We start from the raw sequence: 19,031 nt of genomic DNA on the forward strand, positions 1-19,031 counted from the left end.
TCGCCAATCGATCACTGAAAACTGTTGGGCACATTGCGGGCACAATTCATTTTCTGGGATACGCCAAGGAGCCAACACCTCAATGATCGTTCGTTCTCTAGGAAAAGTCCTTTTACACCAACTACACACCATCGGTCAGCCAGCTTTTTGCCAATTGGTTCATTTCCTTGATTTCGTTGAGTGCTTTTCGGATCGCTTCCGTCATTTGGTCGTAGAAAAAAATGACCTCCCCTTCCGTATAGGCCCCTTTACGATCGACACGACCAGCAATTTGCACGAGCGCCGATTTTGTAAAGACTGGATGATTAGCACCCAATACGATGACTGAGACGTTTTCAAACGTCACCCCACGCTCTAAAATCATCGTTGTAAACAACACCTTGTAAATCTGTCGACGAGCAGACGCTACTTTTTCGCTCCGTTTTTGATCTTGCGACGAAACGCTAGTCAAAGACCATGACGTGCCTTGTCGGCGGACAGCCGCTTCTACTTCCTTCATCAGCGCAATGCTTGGACAAAACACCAAGACAAAGTTTTTTTGAAGCAGCCGCTGCAACTGCTGCAGCAATGGTCGCAGCCAACGTTTTCTGCGATAAGCCTGCGCCCAGTGACTATAATGAACAGGTTTTGGAACGATCAATGGACGCTGATGAAACCGCAGCGGCATTCTCAAGACAGCGAATTTTCCACGAATTTCTTGCAGCAGTCGTTCTGAAGGCGTCGCACTTAAATAGATCAGACACCCGTTTTTGGCTAAGGCATTGTATAATCCGTAACGCAGCTGCGCATCGCCCTCGTAGGGAAATGCATCTACCTCATCCACCACGATCAGTTGAAAGCTCCGATAAAAATGCAGTAGCTGATGGGTGGTGGCAATAAGGATGTTTGTGTAGCGATAAGGCTCTTCTGATTTTCCATAAAGGAGCAAGCTTTCCTCTTGTGGAAATGCTTGCTGAATTCGCGGAAACAATTCACGACAAACATCGATCCGAGGTGAGACGATCGCCACTCGACCACCTTCTTGCCGAACGTAGCGGATCGTTTCAAAGATCATTTCGGTCTTCCCTGAACCCGTGACCGACCAAACAAGTGAGGATCGTTTTTGTCGACAATTAGACACCAATTGCTGGGAAATTTTTTGCTGAAACGGCGTCAATGCTCCTGGCCAGACGATGTGGTGATCAATGGCTGGACTTTCCGTAGGTTGAATCACCAGTCGCCCATTTGATGTGATCCGACCATAGCGAATACAGGTTGGACAGTAATAGCTGCCTATCGGTAATTGCACCGACGGCTTGCGGTGGGAAGAACCGCATCGCTGACAAACGATTCTCTGCCCCTGCTCAAGCATTGCCGGTCGAGAATCAAAGGGTTTTCCTAGATTCATTGTTTCATCTAAAACAAAAAATTGTCTTCCTTTTTGATTGGTCATAACATACACCTCAGTTTTAAGTACGCAAAAAAATCGGTTCAAGTACTTTTTGAAAAGTACTTGAACCGATTACAGGTTTCTTGTTTGCTTCAACAGCAGGTCTTGCTTATTCGCCGATCAATGTCAAAGCTTGATCTAAGACTTTTTCGCCGTTCATCATGCCGTAATCTGCCATGTTGATTACTTCTAAAGGAATTCCTTTTGGCGCTAGACGTTTCTCAAAATCGCCTTTCATGAAACGAACTTGTGGTCCTAATAATAAAACATTTACGTCTTTGCTTTCTAAATGTTGATCTGCTTCTGAAGCGGAAACTGCAAAAATATCTGCTTCTAATCCTTTTGCTTCAGCTGCTTTTTGCATTTTTGTTACTAATAAGCTTGTACTCATTCCTGCAGAACAAACTAACATAATTGTTTTTTTCGCCATATCGAACACTCCTTGAATTTTAAGAATAAGATAACATTTCCTATCTCTAGTATAGAACAAGTTTGAAATTTGTCAACGCTTTCTATCCAGCAGCCAGTTTGATTTTACTAAACGGTTAAAAACGACATACTCTTTTTTTAAATTGACGAGGACTACCTCATAGCCGGCATTCAGCCACGCATAGGCCCCGTTTTCAGGATGTCGGTAATCATTTGCCCACCAATCCGTACTCGTGCGGGCACTTTTGGGCAAACCGGATGCTGGGAAAAGAAATTCATCAAACTGGGTAAAGGTTAACGTAATTTGTGAACCGCCGTTGTTTTTTAAATAGTGCGTGATCGTATCGTACTTTTTGCGTCTACCCAAAGCAACTGCCTCCTCTTTTTCAGGTCTGTGTTGGTGCCTTTTTCTTTCTTCTATTTGTAACTTTCCTTCCGATTGCCTATACTAGAAACATAAAGGAGGCGATCGTACGCGTGACTTATCGAACGATCCGACAAGATGGAGAAACGGAAATAGAAATCAAAAAATCGCGTTTCATCTGTTCGTTAAAACGAATCCAATCAGAAGATGAAGCCAAAGCGTTTATACAAGCCCTCAAAAAAGAACATTGGAAGGCGAATCATCATTGCAGCGCCTATGTATTGGGTGAAAACCATGAGATCCAACGCAGCAGTGATGATGGTGAACCTAGCGGCACCGCTGGAGTACCGATTTTAGAAGTATTGAAGAAAAATGACTTGATCAATATGGTCGCTGTCGTTACCCGCTACTTCGGTGGAACGAAACTTGGCGCTGGCGGATTGATCCGCGCTTATTCCAGTTCTGCTTCCGCTGGCATCAAGGCGGTGGGAATCGTCGAAGGCGTTTTGCATCAAGAGCTTGCATTGACCATTGATTATCCCCTTTTAGGTAAGCTGCAAAACTATTTAGAACTGCAGAACATCTACGTAAAAGACATTGCTTATACCGAGAAAATCGTTGTTACCTTAATGATTCCCGAAGCAACGCTTGCCGACCAAGAAGCCGCTTTGATTGATTTGCTGCAAGGGCAAGTGAAGCTAAACAAAGGCAAGACCGAATATGTAGAGCGCCTCATCGAGGAGCCAACCGAGTAACTATGCAGGACAAGCACCTGTCAAGTTTGCTCTTTTCCTCAAAGCACGGACTCTAATGCCGCTTGCTGCAGCGAATGCAGGAACGCCCAATCGTTGAAAAACCGAATTGACCGATGCGGAGCAACAGCACGTATGCTCGCAGTGTCCTTTCGGCTTTTTCGCGTCTTTTTTGTTCCCAGCCGTCTCAGGCAGCTTATTTTTCCATATAAAATTCGAAACGATTGCCGACATATTGGGTGCGCACATATTCAAATGGTTGCCCATCTTCAAATGAAGTGATTTGCCGCATACGTAAAATCGCATCGCCGCGTTTGATTTGTAAGTAATCAGCAATTTGCTCGGAAGCGACCATAGCTGAGATCGTCTGCGAAGCGCCGCCGATTTTCCGCTGTCCTTTTTCTTCCAACACTTTATAGAGGGAAGAGATGATCTCCTCCTTGCTAAAGTCATGAATAAACTTTTCAGGGATACTCGCTACTTCAAAACAGATCGGCACATCATCCGCATACCGAATCCGCTCCATCCGTAAAATCGTTTCGTGTCCTTCTAATTGCAGCTTTTCCATCTCACTGGAGCTAGGTGCAGTCAAGAAATAAGCGACCGCTTTGCTGGAAGGCTTACGACCAAGAGAATTCATAATTTCGGTAAAACTCGTCGTGCCCGTCATTTTCTCCTGTACTTTTTGGCGAGCCACATAAGTGCCAGAACCGATTTTGCGCTCAAGAATCCCCTCATCCGCTAAGGTTTGGATCGCTTGCCGCAACGTCATGCGACTCACGCCGAATTGTTTTGACAACTCCCGTTCTGAAGGCAGACGATCCCCGATTTTGTATGTATTGTTTTCGATATTGGCTTTGATTTGATCATGAATCTGGATATAAACAGGTAATTTTTCCACCACTACACATTCCTCCGTTCCCCTCCTATTATAACTGGTATATACCTAAATAGCTAATAAAAAAAGCAAAAACTGCTCAGTTTTTCTTAATTTGTGCGAACTCTTTCCCCATTTTATAGGCAGAAAAAGAAGTTATCACAAATTGTCCAAACAAGAGCAGTCTCTTTGCTTTTAAATTGGTTCGGTCGCTGGCTTGAGAATTTATTCAGCCAACGCTTTATTGGCAGTTGCCATGAGCAAGCGAATGCGATTCAATTGATTGACGATCGAAACACCTGGATCGTAATCAATCGCTGCAATGTTCGCCTGTGGGTATTGGCGACGCAGCTCTTTCATGACGCCTTTTCCTACTACATGGTTAGGCAGACAACCAAATGGTTGCAGACAAATGATATTGTTGACATTATTTTCCAACAGATCGATCATCTCACCGGTCAAGAACCAGCCTTCTCCCGTATGATTGCCGATGGAAACAATCTCGCTCGCTTGCTCGGCAAGCTGATGGATCGAATGAATGCCCTCAAAGCGCGTTGACGCCCGCAACGCTTTATCCATTGGTTTTTGGAGCCGTTCAATCGCCATGATCGCAAAATCAGCGATCATTTTGCTTTTCTTCGCCATCCCCAAATGCTCGTAGCGCCAAATCTGATTGTAGAGGGAATAATTCATGAAGCCGACAATATCTGGTACGACCGCTTCCGCTCCTTCTGCTTCTAACAGGCGAACGACATCATTATTGGCAGTCGGTGAATACTTCACTAAAATCTCTCCCACGACACCGACACGTGGCTTCTTGATAGCTCTTATCGGCACTTGATCAAAGTCTTGAATGATTTTCTTCATATTGCGATTAAACAGACTGAAGGAGCCATTGCGGACATTTTTGGCAATTTTTTCCAGCCATTCTTGGTGGAGCCGATCGACAGCCCCTGCTTCTTGCTCATATGGACGGGTGCGATAAACGACTCGTTCAAAGAGATCCCCGTATAAAAATGCCACCGCCAAGCGTTTCATCATCGGCAAGGTAAAGCGAAAGCCCGGATTTGATTCAACCCCGGTGTTGCCCATCGAAATAGATACCACCGGCACTTGTGGAAATCCTGCATCGTTCAGTGCTTTACGCAACAAAGGAATATAGTTCGTTGCACGACATCCGCCGCCCGTCTGAGTCATCAAAACACTGGTATTTTCAACATCATATTTCCCGCTTTGCAATGCTTCTACCAGCTGTCCAATGGAAATGATGGCCGGGTAGCAGGCATCGTTATTGACAAAGCGCAAACCGACATTGACTGCTTCTCGATCTTCACTGGGCAGACAGACCACTTGATACCCAGAAGCCTGCAAAGCGACATCTACTAATCCGCTTTGGTGGATGGGACTCAACATCGGCAATAAGAGCGTGTGCTGCTTGCGCATTTCTTTGGTAAAAATAATCTTTGCTGGTTCCTCGTATTGCTTTTTAGGAACAAAGTGCTGTTTATCCCGTTCGTTGACTGCTGCTTTCAAGGAACGCAACCGAATCCGAATCGCCCCAAGGTTTGCACCCTCATCGATTTTCAACACCGTATACAGCTTCCCATATTGCGCCATGATCTCTTCGACTTGATCGGTGGTCACTGCATCGATCCCACAGCCGAAGGAGTTTAATTGAACCAATTCCAACTGCTTGTTTTTCGCCACCACTCGTGCTGCCGCATACAACCGTGAATGATAGACCCATTGATCCACGACCCGCAGATCGCCGACATTTGCTAAATGAGCAATACTGTCCTCGGTCAGTACATGAAAGCCTTCTTGGGTAATGACTTCCGCTATCCCATGGTTGATTTCAGGGTCCAAATGATACGGTCTTCCAGATAAAACGATCCCTTTTTGGTTGGTCGTCATCAGCATTCGCAGCGTTTCTTCTCCCCGTTGCGCAATATCTGCTTTGAACTGATCTAGTTCCTCGAAGCCGCTACGCAGCGCTTGGGCAATTTCGTCTTCAGAAAAACCAAAATCTTGAAACGTCCCCATTAAGGTTTTGACCATTGAGGCTTCATCTGCCAGATTTAAAAATGGACAGCGGTAGTCAACCGCCCCTTCACGAATCGCATCGACGTTGTTACGAATCACTTCTGGATAGCTTTGTACGATTGGACAGTTAAAATGATTTTCAGCGGCAGTGTTCTCTACTCGCTCAAAAATGACTCCTGGATAAAAGATCAACGGTATGTTTTGATCGATCAGTGCTTGGATGTGTCCATGGGCTAGTTTGGCTGGGTAACAAACGGTATCGCTAGGAATCGTTTCGATCCCTTGCTCATATAGTTCTTTATTAGAACGCGGCGACAAGGTTACTCGAAACCCTAACTGGGTGAAAAAGGTATGCCATAGCGGATAATTTTCATAAAGATTCAACACTCTTGGTAAGCCGATTTCCCCATGGAGGGCATCTTTTTTACGCAAAGAACGGTACTTGAACAAGCGGCGGTATTTTTCATCCACGAGATTGACTTTGCGGTCTTCTTTTTTGATTTTGATCCGCGCACCACGTTCGCAGCGATTCCCCGTAATGAATTTTCGACCATCCGAAAAGAGGGTCACGGTTAATAAACAATTGTTTTCGCAAAGACCGCAATTTGTAAATTCTTTTTCTGCTTGAAAATCGGCCATTTCTGCAGGAGACAACAACGTACTGACATCGTCGATCGCCGCTTCTTCTAACGCGATCAACGCCGCCCCATAAGCGCCCATCAAGCCAGCGATCGATGGTCGTACGACTTCACGGCCGCTGATCAATTCAAAGGCGCGCAGAACCGCTTCATTATAGAAAGTCCCTCCTTGGCAGACGATTTTCTCGCCAAGATCTTCGGGGCGCCGAACCTTGATCACTTTATAGATAGCATTCTTTATGACCGAGTAAGACAAGCCAGCCGAAATGTCGCCAACAGAGGCTCCTTCTTTTTGGACCTGTTTGACTTTTGAGTTCATAAAGACGGTACAACGCGAACCCAGGTCAACCGGCGCTTGGGCTTTTGTCGCTGCCAGGGCAAATTCTTTGACATCCTGATTCATAGATTTGGCAAAGGTCTCAATGAACGAGCCGCATCCTGACGAACAGGCTTCATTTAGCTGAATCGAAGAAAGTGCACCGTCTTTGACTGTCATCGCCTTCATGTCTTGCCCACCAATGTCCAAGATAAAATCAACCCCTGGCTGGAAATGTTCAGCAGCTTTGTAATGGGCCATTGTTTCGACTTCACCGATATCGACCTTCAGTGCATGTTTGATCAGATGCTCACCGTACCCTGTGATCGTTGACTTTGCGATGTAAACGTCAGAAGGCATCTGACGATAAAGCTCTTGTAAAACCGCCATCGTTGTCGCTAACGGCTCGCCTTCATTGTTGCCATAAAAAGAAAACAACAAATCCCCTGCATCATTGATCAAGACGACTTTCGTTGTCGTTGATCCTGCATCGATGCCTAGATAAGCAGCGCCTTTATGCTCGGACAAAGGTTTTTCTGCAGCAATCGCTTGGGCATGGCGGGCACGAAAAGCAGCCAGTTCTGCTTCGTCTTTGAATAAAGGATCTAGCGTATCTGTTGGCGCAAGTGTGCCGTCTTCTTCATTGGCTAAGCGGTCGCATAGTACAGAAAGCTGCTGCGCTTCTTCTGCATACAGTGCAGCCCCCATCGCCACAAACAGTTCTGGATTCTCGGGAAAAATGATATCTGCTTCTTGCAGGTTCAACGTATCGATAAATCGTTGACGCAATTCCGACATAAACGTCAGTGGACCGCCTAAGAAGGCTACCTTGCCTTTGATTTTACGACCAGCAGCTAAGCCAGCAATCGTTTGATTGACCACCGCTTGAAAAATACTCGCAGCAATGTCCGCTTTTGCCGCTCCTTCATTGATCAGCGGCTGCACATCAGTTTTGGCAAAGACCCCGCAGCGTGAGGCAATCGGATAAAGGGTTTGGTATCCCTTGGCTAGCTCATTGACCCCATTGGCATCCGTTTTCAATAAAACCGCCATCTGATCAATAAACGCACCGGTCCCACCGGCACAACTGCCATTCATCCGCTGCTCCAACGCACCTTCAAAAAAGGTGATCTTCGCATCTTCACCGCCTAATTCGATCGCCACATCCGTTTCTGGGATCACTGTCTCGACTGTTTTGGTACAAGCGATGACCTCTTGGACAAAAGGGATCCGCAAAACTTCTGCCAGCCCCATTCCGCCTGATCCGGTAATCGCTAGCGCAACTGGCTGATCTTGGATTACTGCTTGCGCTTCTTTAATAATTTTTTCCGCTGCCTTTTGGATGTCTGCATAGTGTCGTTCATACCTTGAAAAACACGTTTGATTGCGTTCATCTAACAGAACCATCTTGACCGTTGTTGAACCGACATCGATGCCCGCCTTATATTTTTTCATTTGTTGCCTCCATCTAAACAACACTTTGTTGATTATCTAACAAGCCGTTTGTTATAATACTTATGTTCATTGTAATTCTTTTAATTGATAATTCAACAAACAATTCCAACGAAGGTGTGGGATAAACAACAATTAGACGTTTTTTGTCGTTTATTTTGAAAGGAAATTCACAATATGAAAAAATTGGATTTACGTGTCAAACGAACCAATAAGTACATTATTGAAGCCTTTATTCGCTTAGTTGAAGAAAAAGGCTTCGAGCAAGTGACTGTCCAAAATATCGCAGACGAAGCCATGATCAACCGCGCGACCTTCTACGCCCATTACAAAGACAAGCAAGACTTGTATGAAAAAATATTTGACTTGGCCGTCGAATCTTTTACCTCGATCCTTGACTTTGAAGATTTCGTCCAAGGCAATCGAATCAAGATCCGTAAAATCGAAGCTGCCATGACCGAACTTTTTTTACACATTCAAAAGAATCGCTCTTTTTATTTGACGATCATGGATGCCTCTGCCATTGAGATCATTCGTAAAAAACTGGGGCTGATTTTAACGGAACGGTATCAAGAGATCTTCTCAACCTTGAAGATCACAGAAGGCGATCTTGAAGTGCCCTTAGATTTCATCATTGATTATATGACCTCAATATTTGTTGGCACGCTGCATTGGTGGCTAACGGCAGAAACAACGATGCACGCCGACCATTTAGCAAAACTCGTCATCAAACTAGTGGCAAACGGTCACCTAACTGTCTTGGGGATTGAAATTGAGGAATAAAAAAAGAAACTGCCTATATGCAGTTTCTCTCATGCTGATTGCCCTTTAATCAATGATTTTTTGCGCGCCATTTGATCGTGTCTTTTGTCTTACGCTGTTTTGTTACTTTGATTCCTTTTGGAGCCACACGAATCGCATAGTCTTCCTTTTTGACAACGTCATAGACATGCTCTGCAACTTCCGTTACTTTTTCTTTTAGATTCAGTTTAAATTTCATGTGTTTTCATCTCCCGAATGCTTTACTACTAGCGTATCGCAAATAAAAAAAATCTTCAACTTATAGCCCTTCCTCAAACCAAAAAAAATAATGGTTAAATAACGAAAAAAAACAGCAAAACTACTTGCTGTTTTTTTCTGCGTATTCATCTGACTGGGGTAGCTGGATTCGAACCAACGCATGACGGAGTCAAAGTCCGTTGCCTTACCGCTTGGCTATACCCCAATAATGGTGGAGGAGAGTGGATTCGAACCACTGAACCCTAAGGAACGGATTTACAGTCCGTCGCGTTTAGCCACTTCGCTACTCCTCCAAAAGGTTTTTCTCAAACCTGACAATAGTTATAATACCGAAAAAGATAACAAATTGCAAGAGCAAAAAGCAAATTTTTCTAGAAATTATTCATGTAAATTCCATTGGCGAATAATCATCTCGATCGCAGCTTCTAAACTTCTGCTTGAACCTAGATCTTCATCCCCTAAAAAGCTTTGAAATTCTTTCGGTCCAGTCGTTAAAATCTCACCGATACGTTTTTTACCAATAAATAATTCATTGACGGTATAGTCTTTGCCATGAATGGCTTTCGTTGTTTCTTCAATACGGACTTCGATATCTTTATTTTTCTTAGACATGATTGCACCTCTTTCTTTACAGCACCTTCCTATTTTAACAGAAAACCAGCAAAAGAAAAAGAAAATCTCATCTGGAACGAAAAAAAGTAGTCAATCGTTACGATCGACTACTTTTGCTGCTTTGTCTCATTTCTGGTTCGTCAAGACAGCACTGGTTACGGTATACCCCGCATCGCTTAAGATTTTCTCAATCGCTGCGACTTGGCGCGACTCTACTTGGATCTCAACAATCGTTTTTAGCGCCATCCGATTGACTACGATGGTCAAAATACTCATCTGATGATCGGCAAGCAGCTTGGTCACGTCTGCTAACACGCCTACATGGTCATCCGTGATCTCGATGGACACTCGGGTTCCACCATCATGGTAGCCAGTGATTTTCAAAAAGGCATCGAAAATATCATTGTTGGTAATGATTCCCACTAGGGTATCATCATCCATGACTGGTAAAACCCCCACGTTTTCACTACGCATGACGGAAATGGCGTCCTCTAATAGTGCATCTGGTTCAATCGTGGTCACTTTTTTCAACATGATATCAGCGACAGTCGTTTTATTTAAGAGATAGTTCATTTCATAAACGCTTAAGCTTGTCGCTTTTGAGGGAGTTGCTTCAGCGATCGTTCCTTCTGTGATCAACCCTACTAATTTACCATCGTCAACGACGGGCAGACGGTGGATATCGTGCTGCTTCATTAAATCTACTGCATCAAAGATCGGTGTCTGCGAATCGACGGTGACGACCGTCTTCGTCATAAAATCACTTACACTCATTGTTTAGCCTCCTAGATACGCTTTTCTTACTTCATCACTTGCTAGTAATTCTTCTCCAGTACCTTCTAAAACGATTTTCCCCGTTTCTAATACATAGCCGCGATCGGCAATCGATAAAGCCATTTTTGCATTTTGTTCAATCAGCAGCACAGTCGTTCCTTGCTGCTTGATTTCTTGAATGATTGAAAAAATTTCTTTGATAAAAATCGGTGCCAAGCCCATCGAGGGCTCATCCAGCAAAAGCAAGCGCGGTTTTGACATCAATGCCCGCCCCATTGCCAACATCTGCTGCTCACCGCCAGATAATGTCGACGCATCTTGCGAGAGGCGTTCTTTCAATACAGGAAACTTGCGGTAAACTTGTTCATAGTCTTCTTTGACACCACTGTCTTTACGCAAGAAGGCGCCCATCTCTAAGTTTTCTTGAACCGTCAATCCTGAAAAGACGTGCCGCCCTTCTGGCACTTGCGACAAGCCGTTTGCGACGATTTTTTGCGGTGCTTCTTTCTCAATTCGTTTTCCTTCAAAAGTGACTGAGCCATTTGAGGGGCGGATCAATCCAGAAATCGTCCGTAAAATCGTGGTTTTCCCTGCACCATTGGCACCAATCAGTGAAACGATCTCCCCTTGATTGACGTGGAAGGAAACATCATGGACCGCTTGGATCATGCCGTAGTGTACACTTAAATTTTGAATTTCCAGCATCAGATTTCCCCTCCTAGATAAGCTTCGATCACCCGCGGATTGTTTTTGATCTCTTCTGGTTCACCGTGGGCGATGACTTGGCCGTATTCCAGCACATAAATCCGTTCGCACACTTCCATGACCAAACTCATATCATGCTCAATCAAGAGGATCGTCAATTGAAAATCTTTTTGGATCTTATAGATCAGCTTTGTCAGTTCTGTTGTTTCTTGAGGATTCATCCCCGCAGCCGGCTCGTCAAGAAACAGAATTTTTGGTTCTGTAGCCAATGCGCGTACGATCTCTAACCGACGCTGCTCGCCATAAGGCAAATTTTTCGCTAACGTTTGACTTTTGCCATCCATATCAAAGATCCGTAACAGCTCTAAGGCTTTTTTCTTCATGGACGCTTCGTTTTTGTAGTACTTTGGCAAACGCAGGATGCTAGTCAGCAGTCCTTCTTTATGCTTACTGTTCATAGCGATCAAGACGTTGTCCATCACAGTCAAATTTTTAAACAAGCGAATGTTTTGGAAGGTTCTTGAAAGACCTAAATCCGCAATTTTATAGGGCTTCACGCCATTTAAACGTTTTGGCTTACCTTGGGTCTCAAAAAGCACTTCCCCTTCACTAGGTTCATACACACCTGTCAGGAGATTAAAGAGCGTTGTCTTGCCAGCACCGTTTGGTCCAATCAATCCGACCAGCTCATTGGTATCTAAATGGAGGTCTACATGAGAAACAGCAGCTAAACCGCCAAAGTTTTTCGTTAAGCTTTTAACTTCTAATAGAGGCATCGTTGTCATCCCCCTTTTTTCTAAATTTATCCAGCAGTCCTTTTACGGAGAATTCCCATGTTCCTAAAAGTCCGCTTGGTTTAAAGATCATGATGATGATCAAAGCCAATGCATAAATGATCATGCGCAAATCAGAGAAGCCTTGCAAGTACATATTTAAGATTCCTAGCACTACTGCCGAGACAACTGCTCCTGTGGTACTCCCAAGCCCTCCAAAAACGACGATGATCAATACATCGATCGATTTCATAAAACCGTAATCTCGTGGGAAAACCGACTGCTGATAGCTGGCATAAAGGGTACCAGCAATGCTTGCCATCACTGCCCCCATTACAAACGCAATTACCTTGTATTTCGTTGTGTTGACCCCCATTGATTCTGCAGCGATCTCATCTTCCCGAATCGCTAAAGTCGCCCGACCTGGTCCGCTATGGATAAAGTTTGACACGACAAGAATCGATAAAACGGCAAAGAGAAAGACGATCTGCCAATTACTGAATTGGGGCAATCCGAAAATTCCTGCAGGACCATTGGTCAAGCCTCGTAGGTTCACCAACAAGATCCGAATGATCTCTGCCACACCTAAGGTAGCGATCGCTAGATAGTCGCCTTTTAAACGGAGGGTCGGAATCCCAACCACTAATGCGACTGCACCAGAAACCAGCATCCCCACCAGTAAACCAGTTAAAAAGCCACCAAAGGTTGGATTGCTTGCCGACAGGATCGCGCCAGCATAAGCACCGATTGCCATAAATCCAGCATGTCCTAAGGAGAATTGCCCTGAAAAGCCGATGATCAGATTCAAACTGACTGCCAAGATGATATTGATTCCGATATTGACGATGATGGCATCAGAGAACAAATTGATCATTCCGCCATTGTAGGCTGCAAATAATCCAAAATAAAGAATAGCTGCCAGAGCGAGCCAGATTAAGTTGTAACGTAAATTCTTTTTCATTTCTGCCACCTACACTTTCTCTTTGATATTTTTGCCGAGGATCCCAGCTGGACGAACCAACAATATAATTATTAAAATGACATACACTAAAGCATCCTTATAATCAGAAAAACCAAGCGCTGTCGCTGCTGTTTCCACCAAACCGATCACAAAGCCACCTAAGGCTGCTCCAGGAATGATCCCGATCCCGCCAAGAACCGCTGCAACAAAAGATTTCAGACCAGGAACGACGCCCATTGATGGATCAATGGAATTATAATACAAACCGATCAGCATCCCGCCAGCTGCAGCCAAAGCCGAGCCTAAGGCAAAGGTAAAGGAAATCGTTCGATTGACATTGATCCCCATCAAACGCGCTGCATCTGCATCAACACTTACTGCCCGCATCGCTTTTCCCATACGGGTCTTTTTCACGATCAATTGCAAGAGAATCATTAAGGTAACCGAAACAGCCAAGATCAATAACTGGACATTACTTACTTGAACAAACCCGATGGAATAAGTTTGTCGTTCAATCGCTTGCGGAAAGGGGCGCACATTGGCTGAAAAGAAAAAGATCATGACATTTTGCAAAAAATAAGAAACCCCGATTGCCGTGATCAGTGCCGAAATTCGCGTGGAATTGCGTAAGGGACGATACGCTAAAAATTCGATCGTTACCCCAAGAGCTGCACTGGCGATCATTGAAATGAACAACGCGGGGAAAAACCCTAATTGCCATTGATTGATCAAAAAGTAACCGATAAAACTACCGATCATGTAAACTTCTCCGTGGGCGAAGTTGATCAACTTGATGATGCCATACACCATCGTATAACCCAACGCTAACAAGGCATAGATACTGCCTAGAAACAAGCCGTTGATCAATTGTTGGATCATCATTTCCATATACTCACTTCCAATATCATTTATTATGGTCATTCTTTTAGAGAAAAGAAACTGAGACAAACACATCAGGTCTGTCCCAGTTTTCACTGCCAAACAACTGCGGTTTTTTTAAGGTTCCACAGTGTCTGCTGAGGTTTCTTTCCCGTCAGTCAATCCTAAAACAACTGCTGATTTTTCAGGGTTATGATTTTCATCCATCGTGATTTCACCGGTCACACCGACAAAGTCTTTCAGTTCAGACAAACCAGCTGCGATCGCCAATGAATCTGCTGAGTTTTGATCTTCGATCGCTTGTTTGATCATATAAACGGCATCATAGGCTAATGCATTAAAAGCAGAAGGCTCTTTGCCATATTTTTCATTGAAAGCTGCCACAAACGGCTCAACTTTGTCGTTTGCTGGTGCTTTGGTAGAGAAGTGACCTGTATAGTAAACATTGCTGACATTTTCTGCACCAGCTGTTTGAACCATTTTTTCATCACCGAATCCATCCGCACCAATGATTGCTTGATCAATTCCTAATTCTCGCGCTTGCTTGATGATCAAACCAGCTTCTGTGTAGTAGCCTGGAATGAACAAGACATCGAAGTCAACATCTTTGATTCTTGTAAGAACTGCTTGGAAATCTTTGTCGCCTTCGGTAAAGTTATCCTCTAAGACGATTTCGCCTGGGTAGCTTTCTTTAAATGCTTCCGTCAAACCAATTGCGTAGTCACTTGAGTTATCACCCAAGATTACGGCTTTTGAAGCATCCAAATTTTCTGCTGCATATTTTGCCAAGATTGTTCCTTGGAAGCTATCTTGGAAACAAGAACGGAATGCAAATTCTTGGACTTTTCCACTGGTGTAAGTAATCGCATCATCGGTACCTGAAGGAGTGACCATCGGTACTTGGGCTCTCGTCACATTCGGTAAAGCCGCCTTTGTGGCACCTGAAGTTGCTGGTCCAATAATGGCAACGACTTTATCATTGGTTGCTAAGTTGGCTGCTACTGTCGCAGCTTCATTGTTATCTGATTTGTTATCTTTCGAAATGATTTCAATTTGTTTTCCAAGAACGCCGCCGGCAGCATTGATTTCTTCGACTGCCAAGTCGATCCCCTCTTTTTCAGCCGTCCCATAAGCAGCAACTGCTCCAGACAACTCTAAGTTGGCACCAATCTTAATGGTATCTCCCTCTTGTTTATTGCCACCTTCAGCAGCACCACTGCTATCCGTTGGTCCACCTGTTGGTCCTGCACTACAAGCTGTCAATAAAAACAAACTCGCAAACAAAAATGCAAATTTCTTTTTCATAATTTTCCTCTCCTTTACTTCCCCTGAATATGTTATCCAATATACTGAAAAATCTAGGAAATGTCAACGAATTATCAGAATATTTCACCTATTCAGAATTTATTTTTTTCGCTGATAAAAAATGGTGCTTTTAAAACATTGATCCAGCAACAATGGAATCGCTTTTCTAATTTTCGGATAAAAAGAAAAGCAAGCAAAGGTTTTTCCCCTTTGCTTGCTGCCGATACGCTTTGATTTGATACTTTTTTCTTCAAACGGACGTTTGAAAACATTACATCCTCATGTTAGCGGCTATTTCGTGGATACAATGCTTGAAAATTTGCCGCCGCCCCAACTAAATTGGCATCATTGCGATAGTCACATAACTTGATCAGTGGGACGAAATCATTTAATGCTTGATCCGCCAACATTTTTTTCAAGCGCTGGTCAACTTCTTCTAACAAGCCTTTTTTGGCACTGACACCACCGCCGATAATGATCACTTCAGGATCAAAAGCAAACTGAATACTGAACAGTCCTTGTGCTAAATAGTTGTAAAATTTATTGACTTCCTCGATCGCAATGGCATCGCCATCTTCTGCACGTTGAAAGACCTCTTCACCGGTAATCGTCGTTCGATCCACTCCGATCCGATCACAATACCGCCAGGCCATCTGAACCGCTGTCCCTAGTTGCGAAAATGTTTTGCCTTGATCTAGGATCATCAACCCAAATTCGCCACCGTATAAATGTGCCCCACGGACTAGCTCACCATTTTGAAACAGGGTACCGCCAACGCCTGTTCCGATCACAACGAAGGCTGCTTGCTGATACTCTTTGCCCGCTCCTTGATAAAATTCAGCCATCCCAGCGCAATTGGCATCATTTTCGATGGTTACGGGTACCCCAAACGCTGCTTCGAGTTCTGAGTAAATATCAAACCCATGGATATAAGGGATCGCACTAATGCCGTCGATCCGCCGTTCTTGGGCATTGACCGCACCTGGCGCACTGATTCCAACGCCTTCAATCTCTTCATCTACGCTTGCCCTCACTTGCTGCAGCTGTGCTTTCATTTCCTCCCAAGTATTTGGAGTAGTGAATTTCCCTTTACTCACCAAAGAACCTTGTGCCCAGACGCCATATTTTACTGCTGAACCACCCATATCAAAGACTAAAATCGCCATTTTTTTCCCTCAATCCTTTATTATTCTGATACTGTCTATTTTACCGCAAGTCGGCGCTTGAAGAAAGCGATTTCCGAGGACAAGAAAAAAACAGTCTCATTCACTTAGACTGTCTCTTCATCCATTAGAGTTGTTTTTCTAAAATCACTTGATCGAACAGCTGCTGCCCATTCTCAAAAATCGGTTCGACATAGTGGGTGGTGAAATAATTCTTCACCCGCTCTTTTTCAACATAGCCTTGCTTTTGGTACAAAGTCAAGGCTGCAGAGGGCAGACTACCAGTTTTGATCACTACGATCGGCCGTTTTGCCCCGAGGTGCTGACTGAGGATCGCTTCTTCGGCAGCTTGCAGCAATTGACGACCGATGCCCATTCCTTGCTTTTCTGGAGAAACGGCCACATTCATGATCTCCCAGTTCTTGCCTTGATTTTGATAAACTAGCACACCAATCATTTCTCCAGCTTCTTCATAAACAAGTGTTTGGCTATTATATAGATAGCTTTCTACGACTGCTTTATCAGGATCTGCATCCAGCAGCAACGCCCAAGGATACGCTTCATTAGGGGCGATTGGACGAATCATGGCTTTTTGGCTCCTTTTTTATATTTCTGTTGATTCCTTTTAACTTTTCCGATAACGGTACGTTGGTTTGACTTTGTCTTTCGTATTTCGTTTTAAAGTAAACGTCTGGGGTACGTAATCTATTCCGCCTTTTACAAAGGGATGGCAGCGTAAGATACGAGCTACCCCCATCAAGCCTCCTTTGGCTGCTCCATGGACTTGGATGGCTTGGATCATGTATCCTGAGCAAGTCGGATAATAACGACAGCTAGGAGGAAATAATGGGGAAATAAAACGTTGATAGAAACGAACAAAGCCGATCAAAAGTTTACTCATTCCTTGCCAGCCTTTCTTTTTAGCGTACGATTCAGTAAAGATAGATAGAAAAAACTAGGACTCAGCACGTGGCGTAAGTCCTAGTTATGGTTTATTTCATAAACTCAAAGATATGATTCCAAAGACTTGGAGAGAATACTTTAAAAGGACTGCCGTCACCGATCACTCCGTAACCAATCATCGTTCCTGCTAGGAACAATAAAATAGCTAATAAAATGACGATTAAAATTTTTATCAAGCTAGTTAAAATATAACGGTTCAACTTCACTTTTTTTCTCTCCTACTCCTATTAGGCGTTAACTGGTACGACTTCTTCTACTGCGTCAGAAACTCGTTCAACCGATGCCCCTAATTGTTGCAATTTTTCGTGGAATTTGTAGTAGCCGCGATCCAAATATTTTAGATTGCGAACACGCGTCCGTCCCGTTGAACGCAAACCTAATAAAATCAACGCTGCTGCGGCACGTAAATCTGTCGCATAGACCAGCGCACCTTGTAATTCATGACCGCCTTCGATCACTGCAACGTTGCCGTCAATTTTTACATGGGCATTCATGCGACGCATTTCTTCTAAATGTTGGAAACGATTCTCAAATACCGTTTCATTCACAACACTCGTTCCTTGCGCTAATAATTGAATAGCAGACATTTGCGCTTGCATGTCCGTAGGAAAACCTGGGTGAGGCATCGTTTTTACATCTGTTGCCTTCAATTGTTCAGGTCCGACCACACGAATCCCTTCAGCGACTTCAGTCACTTCTGCACCCATTTCGATCAATTTTGAAATCAATGGACGATTGTGCTCTGAGATCGCATCTTTAATAATAACGTCTCCTTGAGTCATCGCTGCTGCAACCATAAAGGTTCCTGCTTCGATACGGTCTTGCACGATCGAATGATCTACTGCATGCAGGTGTTCGACACCTTCAATACGCATCGTTTCGGTTCCTGCACCAAAGACCTTGGCACCCATTTTATTCAAAATGTTTGCTAAATCAACGATTTCTGGCTCACGAGCGACGTTTTCGATGATGGTGATGCCTTTAGCTTTTACGGCAGCCATCATGATATTTTGCGTTGCGCCGACACTTGGGAAATCCAAGTAAATGCTATTGCCTTTTAACTCATCGGCGATCGCTTCTATGTATCCATCTTTTTGGATGATTTGCGCGCCTAGTGCTTGAAATCCCTTCAAATGTAAATCAATTGGTCGTTTGCCGATTGCACAGCCGCCAGGCATTGCCACTTTGGCATGTCCATTACGAGCTAACAAAGGCCCCATGACTACGATTGAAGCGCGCATTTGGCTCACATACTCATACGGTGCTTCGATTGCTAATTCTTGTGACGCATCGATCGTCATTGTGTTGTTTTCTTCTTCAAAATCGATTGCGACATTTAAATGCCGAATCACTTCTTTCATTGTTAATACATCGGAAAGGATCGGTACATTTGTTAATGTCGTTGTTCCTTCTTCCGCTAATAAGCTTGCCGCTAAGATAGGTAGAACAGCATTTTTTGCCCCTTCGATCTTCACTGTTCCAGTTAATCGATTACCACCTTGAACGATCATCTCTTCCATTTATGTTCCCTCCAAATAATGCAGTGACTCACACAAATCTTGCCAATTATAGCATA

20 protein-coding genes and 2 tRNA genes are annotated in these 19,031 nt (G+C 44.0%); 2 read left to right on the top strand and 20 right to left on the bottom strand.

What is annotated here, in order from left to right; translation table 11 throughout:
• Positions 1–121: 121 nt before the first annotated feature.
• The 3 genes from IGK61_RS13265 to IGK61_RS13275 form a co-directional block, all read right to left on the bottom strand.
• Positions 122–1,432: a DEAD/DEAH box helicase gene (locus IGK61_RS13265; RefSeq protein ID WP_074536088.1), complete on the bottom strand. Its 1,311-nt coding sequence runs from the start codon at positions 1,430–1,432 to the stop codon at positions 122–124.
• A 106-nt stretch (positions 1,433–1,538) separates the two neighbouring features.
• On the bottom strand, positions 1,539–1,859 hold the full coding sequence (locus IGK61_RS13270) for a PTS sugar transporter subunit IIB (protein WP_005228768.1): 321 nt from the start codon (positions 1,857–1,859) through the stop codon (positions 1,539–1,541).
• A gap of 72 nt (positions 1,860–1,931) precedes the next feature.
• Complete coding sequence (locus IGK61_RS13275; RefSeq protein WP_005228767.1) at positions 1,932–2,225, bottom strand: DUF7662 domain-containing protein; 294 nt, start codon at positions 2,223–2,225, stop codon at positions 1,932–1,934.
• A 110-nt stretch (positions 2,226–2,335) separates the two neighbouring features.
• Between IGK61_RS13275 and IGK61_RS13280 the strand changes: the two genes are divergently transcribed.
• Positions 2,336–2,977 (top strand): YigZ family protein, encoded by a 642-nt coding sequence (locus IGK61_RS13280; protein WP_074536090.1) that lies wholly within the window; start codon positions 2,336–2,338, stop codon positions 2,975–2,977.
• A 193-nt stretch (positions 2,978–3,170) separates the two neighbouring features.
• Here the strand turns inward: IGK61_RS13280 and IGK61_RS13285 are convergent, their stop codons facing one another.
• Together IGK61_RS13285 and IGK61_RS13290 are read right to left on the bottom strand one after the other, a co-directional pair.
• Entirely contained in the window at positions 3,171–3,878 is a 708-nt protein-coding gene (locus tag IGK61_RS13285) for a GntR family transcriptional regulator (RefSeq protein WP_005228765.1), read from the bottom strand.
• A gap of 198 nt (positions 3,879–4,076) precedes the next feature.
• Positions 4,077–8,303 carry a 2-hydroxyacyl-CoA dehydratase gene (locus IGK61_RS13290; RefSeq protein ID WP_074536092.1) on the bottom strand — a complete coding sequence of 1,409 codons (4,227 nt, stop codon included), beginning with the start codon at positions 8,301–8,303 and terminating at the stop codon, positions 4,077–4,079.
• A gap of 174 nt (positions 8,304–8,477) precedes the next feature.
• On the opposite strand from IGK61_RS13290, the gene IGK61_RS13295 reads away from it, so the two are divergent.
• Positions 8,478–9,083, top strand: a complete 606-nt coding sequence (locus tag IGK61_RS13295) for a TetR/AcrR family transcriptional regulator (RefSeq protein ID WP_005228762.1) — start codon at positions 8,478–8,480, stop codon at positions 9,081–9,083.
• A 49-nt stretch (positions 9,084–9,132) separates the two neighbouring features.
• On the opposite strand, the gene IGK61_RS13300 is transcribed toward IGK61_RS13295, so the two are convergent.
• From IGK61_RS13300 to murA, 15 genes are all read right to left on the bottom strand, one after another.
• Positions 9,133–9,300: a hypothetical protein gene (locus tag IGK61_RS13300; RefSeq protein WP_005228760.1), complete on the bottom strand. Its 168-nt coding sequence runs from the start codon at positions 9,298–9,300 to the stop codon at positions 9,133–9,135.
• Positions 9,301–9,453: 153 nt separating this feature from the next.
• A tRNA-Gln gene (locus IGK61_RS13305) sits at positions 9,454–9,525 on the bottom strand.
• A 4-nt stretch (positions 9,526–9,529) separates the two neighbouring features.
• A tRNA-Tyr gene (locus tag IGK61_RS13310) sits at positions 9,530–9,613 on the bottom strand.
• 85 nt (positions 9,614–9,698) lie between these two features.
• Positions 9,699–9,932 (bottom strand): DUF2969 domain-containing protein, encoded by a 234-nt coding sequence (locus IGK61_RS13315; protein ID WP_005228752.1) that lies wholly within the window; start codon positions 9,930–9,932, stop codon positions 9,699–9,701.
• Positions 9,933–10,058: 126 nt separating this feature from the next.
• Positions 10,059–10,706, bottom strand: a complete 648-nt coding sequence (locus IGK61_RS13320; RefSeq protein WP_010749788.1) for a CBS and ACT domain-containing protein — start codon at positions 10,704–10,706, stop codon at positions 10,059–10,061.
• Positions 10,707–10,709: 3 nt separating this feature from the next.
• Complete coding sequence (locus IGK61_RS13325) at positions 10,710–11,411, bottom strand: ABC transporter ATP-binding protein (protein WP_015510178.1); 702 nt, start codon at positions 11,409–11,411, stop codon at positions 10,710–10,712.
• Positions 11,411–12,187: an ABC transporter ATP-binding protein gene (locus tag IGK61_RS13330; protein ID WP_015510179.1), complete on the bottom strand. Its 777-nt coding sequence runs from the start codon at positions 12,185–12,187 to the stop codon at positions 11,411–11,413. The genes IGK61_RS13325 and IGK61_RS13330 overlap by 1 nt, the downstream gene beginning before the upstream one ends.
• A complete protein-coding gene (locus IGK61_RS13335) occupies positions 12,168–13,145 on the bottom strand; it encodes a branched-chain amino acid ABC transporter permease (protein WP_005228744.1) in 978 nt (325 codons plus the stop codon). Before IGK61_RS13335 ends, IGK61_RS13330 begins: the two co-directional genes overlap by 20 nt.
• Positions 13,146–13,154: 9 nt before the next feature.
• Positions 13,155–14,033, bottom strand: a complete 879-nt coding sequence (locus tag IGK61_RS13340) for a branched-chain amino acid ABC transporter permease (protein ID WP_005228742.1) — start codon at positions 14,031–14,033, stop codon at positions 13,155–13,157.
• Between the two features lie 108 nt (positions 14,034–14,141).
• Positions 14,142–15,329 carry an ABC transporter substrate-binding protein gene (locus tag IGK61_RS13345; protein ID WP_010749790.1) on the bottom strand — a complete coding sequence of 396 codons (1,188 nt, stop codon included), beginning with the start codon at positions 15,327–15,329 and terminating at the stop codon, positions 14,142–14,144.
• Positions 15,330–15,613: 284 nt separating this feature from the next.
• Complete coding sequence (locus IGK61_RS13350) at positions 15,614–16,495, bottom strand: ROK family protein (RefSeq protein WP_074536095.1); 882 nt, start codon at positions 16,493–16,495, stop codon at positions 15,614–15,616.
• Positions 16,496–16,619: 124 nt separating this feature from the next.
• Positions 16,620–17,078, bottom strand: coding sequence for a GNAT family N-acetyltransferase (locus IGK61_RS13355; protein ID WP_005228727.1), 459 nt, complete (start codon positions 17,076–17,078; stop codon positions 16,620–16,622).
• 39 nt (positions 17,079–17,117) lie between these two features.
• Entirely contained in the window at positions 17,118–17,393 is a 276-nt protein-coding gene (gene yidD, locus IGK61_RS13360; RefSeq protein ID WP_016608771.1) for a membrane protein insertion efficiency factor YidD, read from the bottom strand.
• A gap of 91 nt (positions 17,394–17,484) precedes the next feature.
• A complete protein-coding gene (locus tag IGK61_RS13365) occupies positions 17,485–17,661 on the bottom strand; it encodes a DNA-directed RNA polymerase subunit beta (protein ID WP_005228723.1) in 177 nt (58 codons plus the stop codon).
• A 21-nt stretch (positions 17,662–17,682) separates the two neighbouring features.
• Complete coding sequence (gene murA, locus IGK61_RS13370; RefSeq protein ID WP_005228721.1) at positions 17,683–18,975, bottom strand: UDP-N-acetylglucosamine 1-carboxyvinyltransferase; 1,293 nt, start codon at positions 18,973–18,975, stop codon at positions 17,683–17,685.
• Positions 18,976–19,031: the final 56 nt, after the last annotated feature.

The organism is Enterococcus sp. AZ063, from assembly GCF_051715045.1.
GTDB classification, from domain to species: Bacteria; Bacillota; Bacilli; order Lactobacillales; family Enterococcaceae; genus Enterococcus_D; species Enterococcus_D casseliflavus.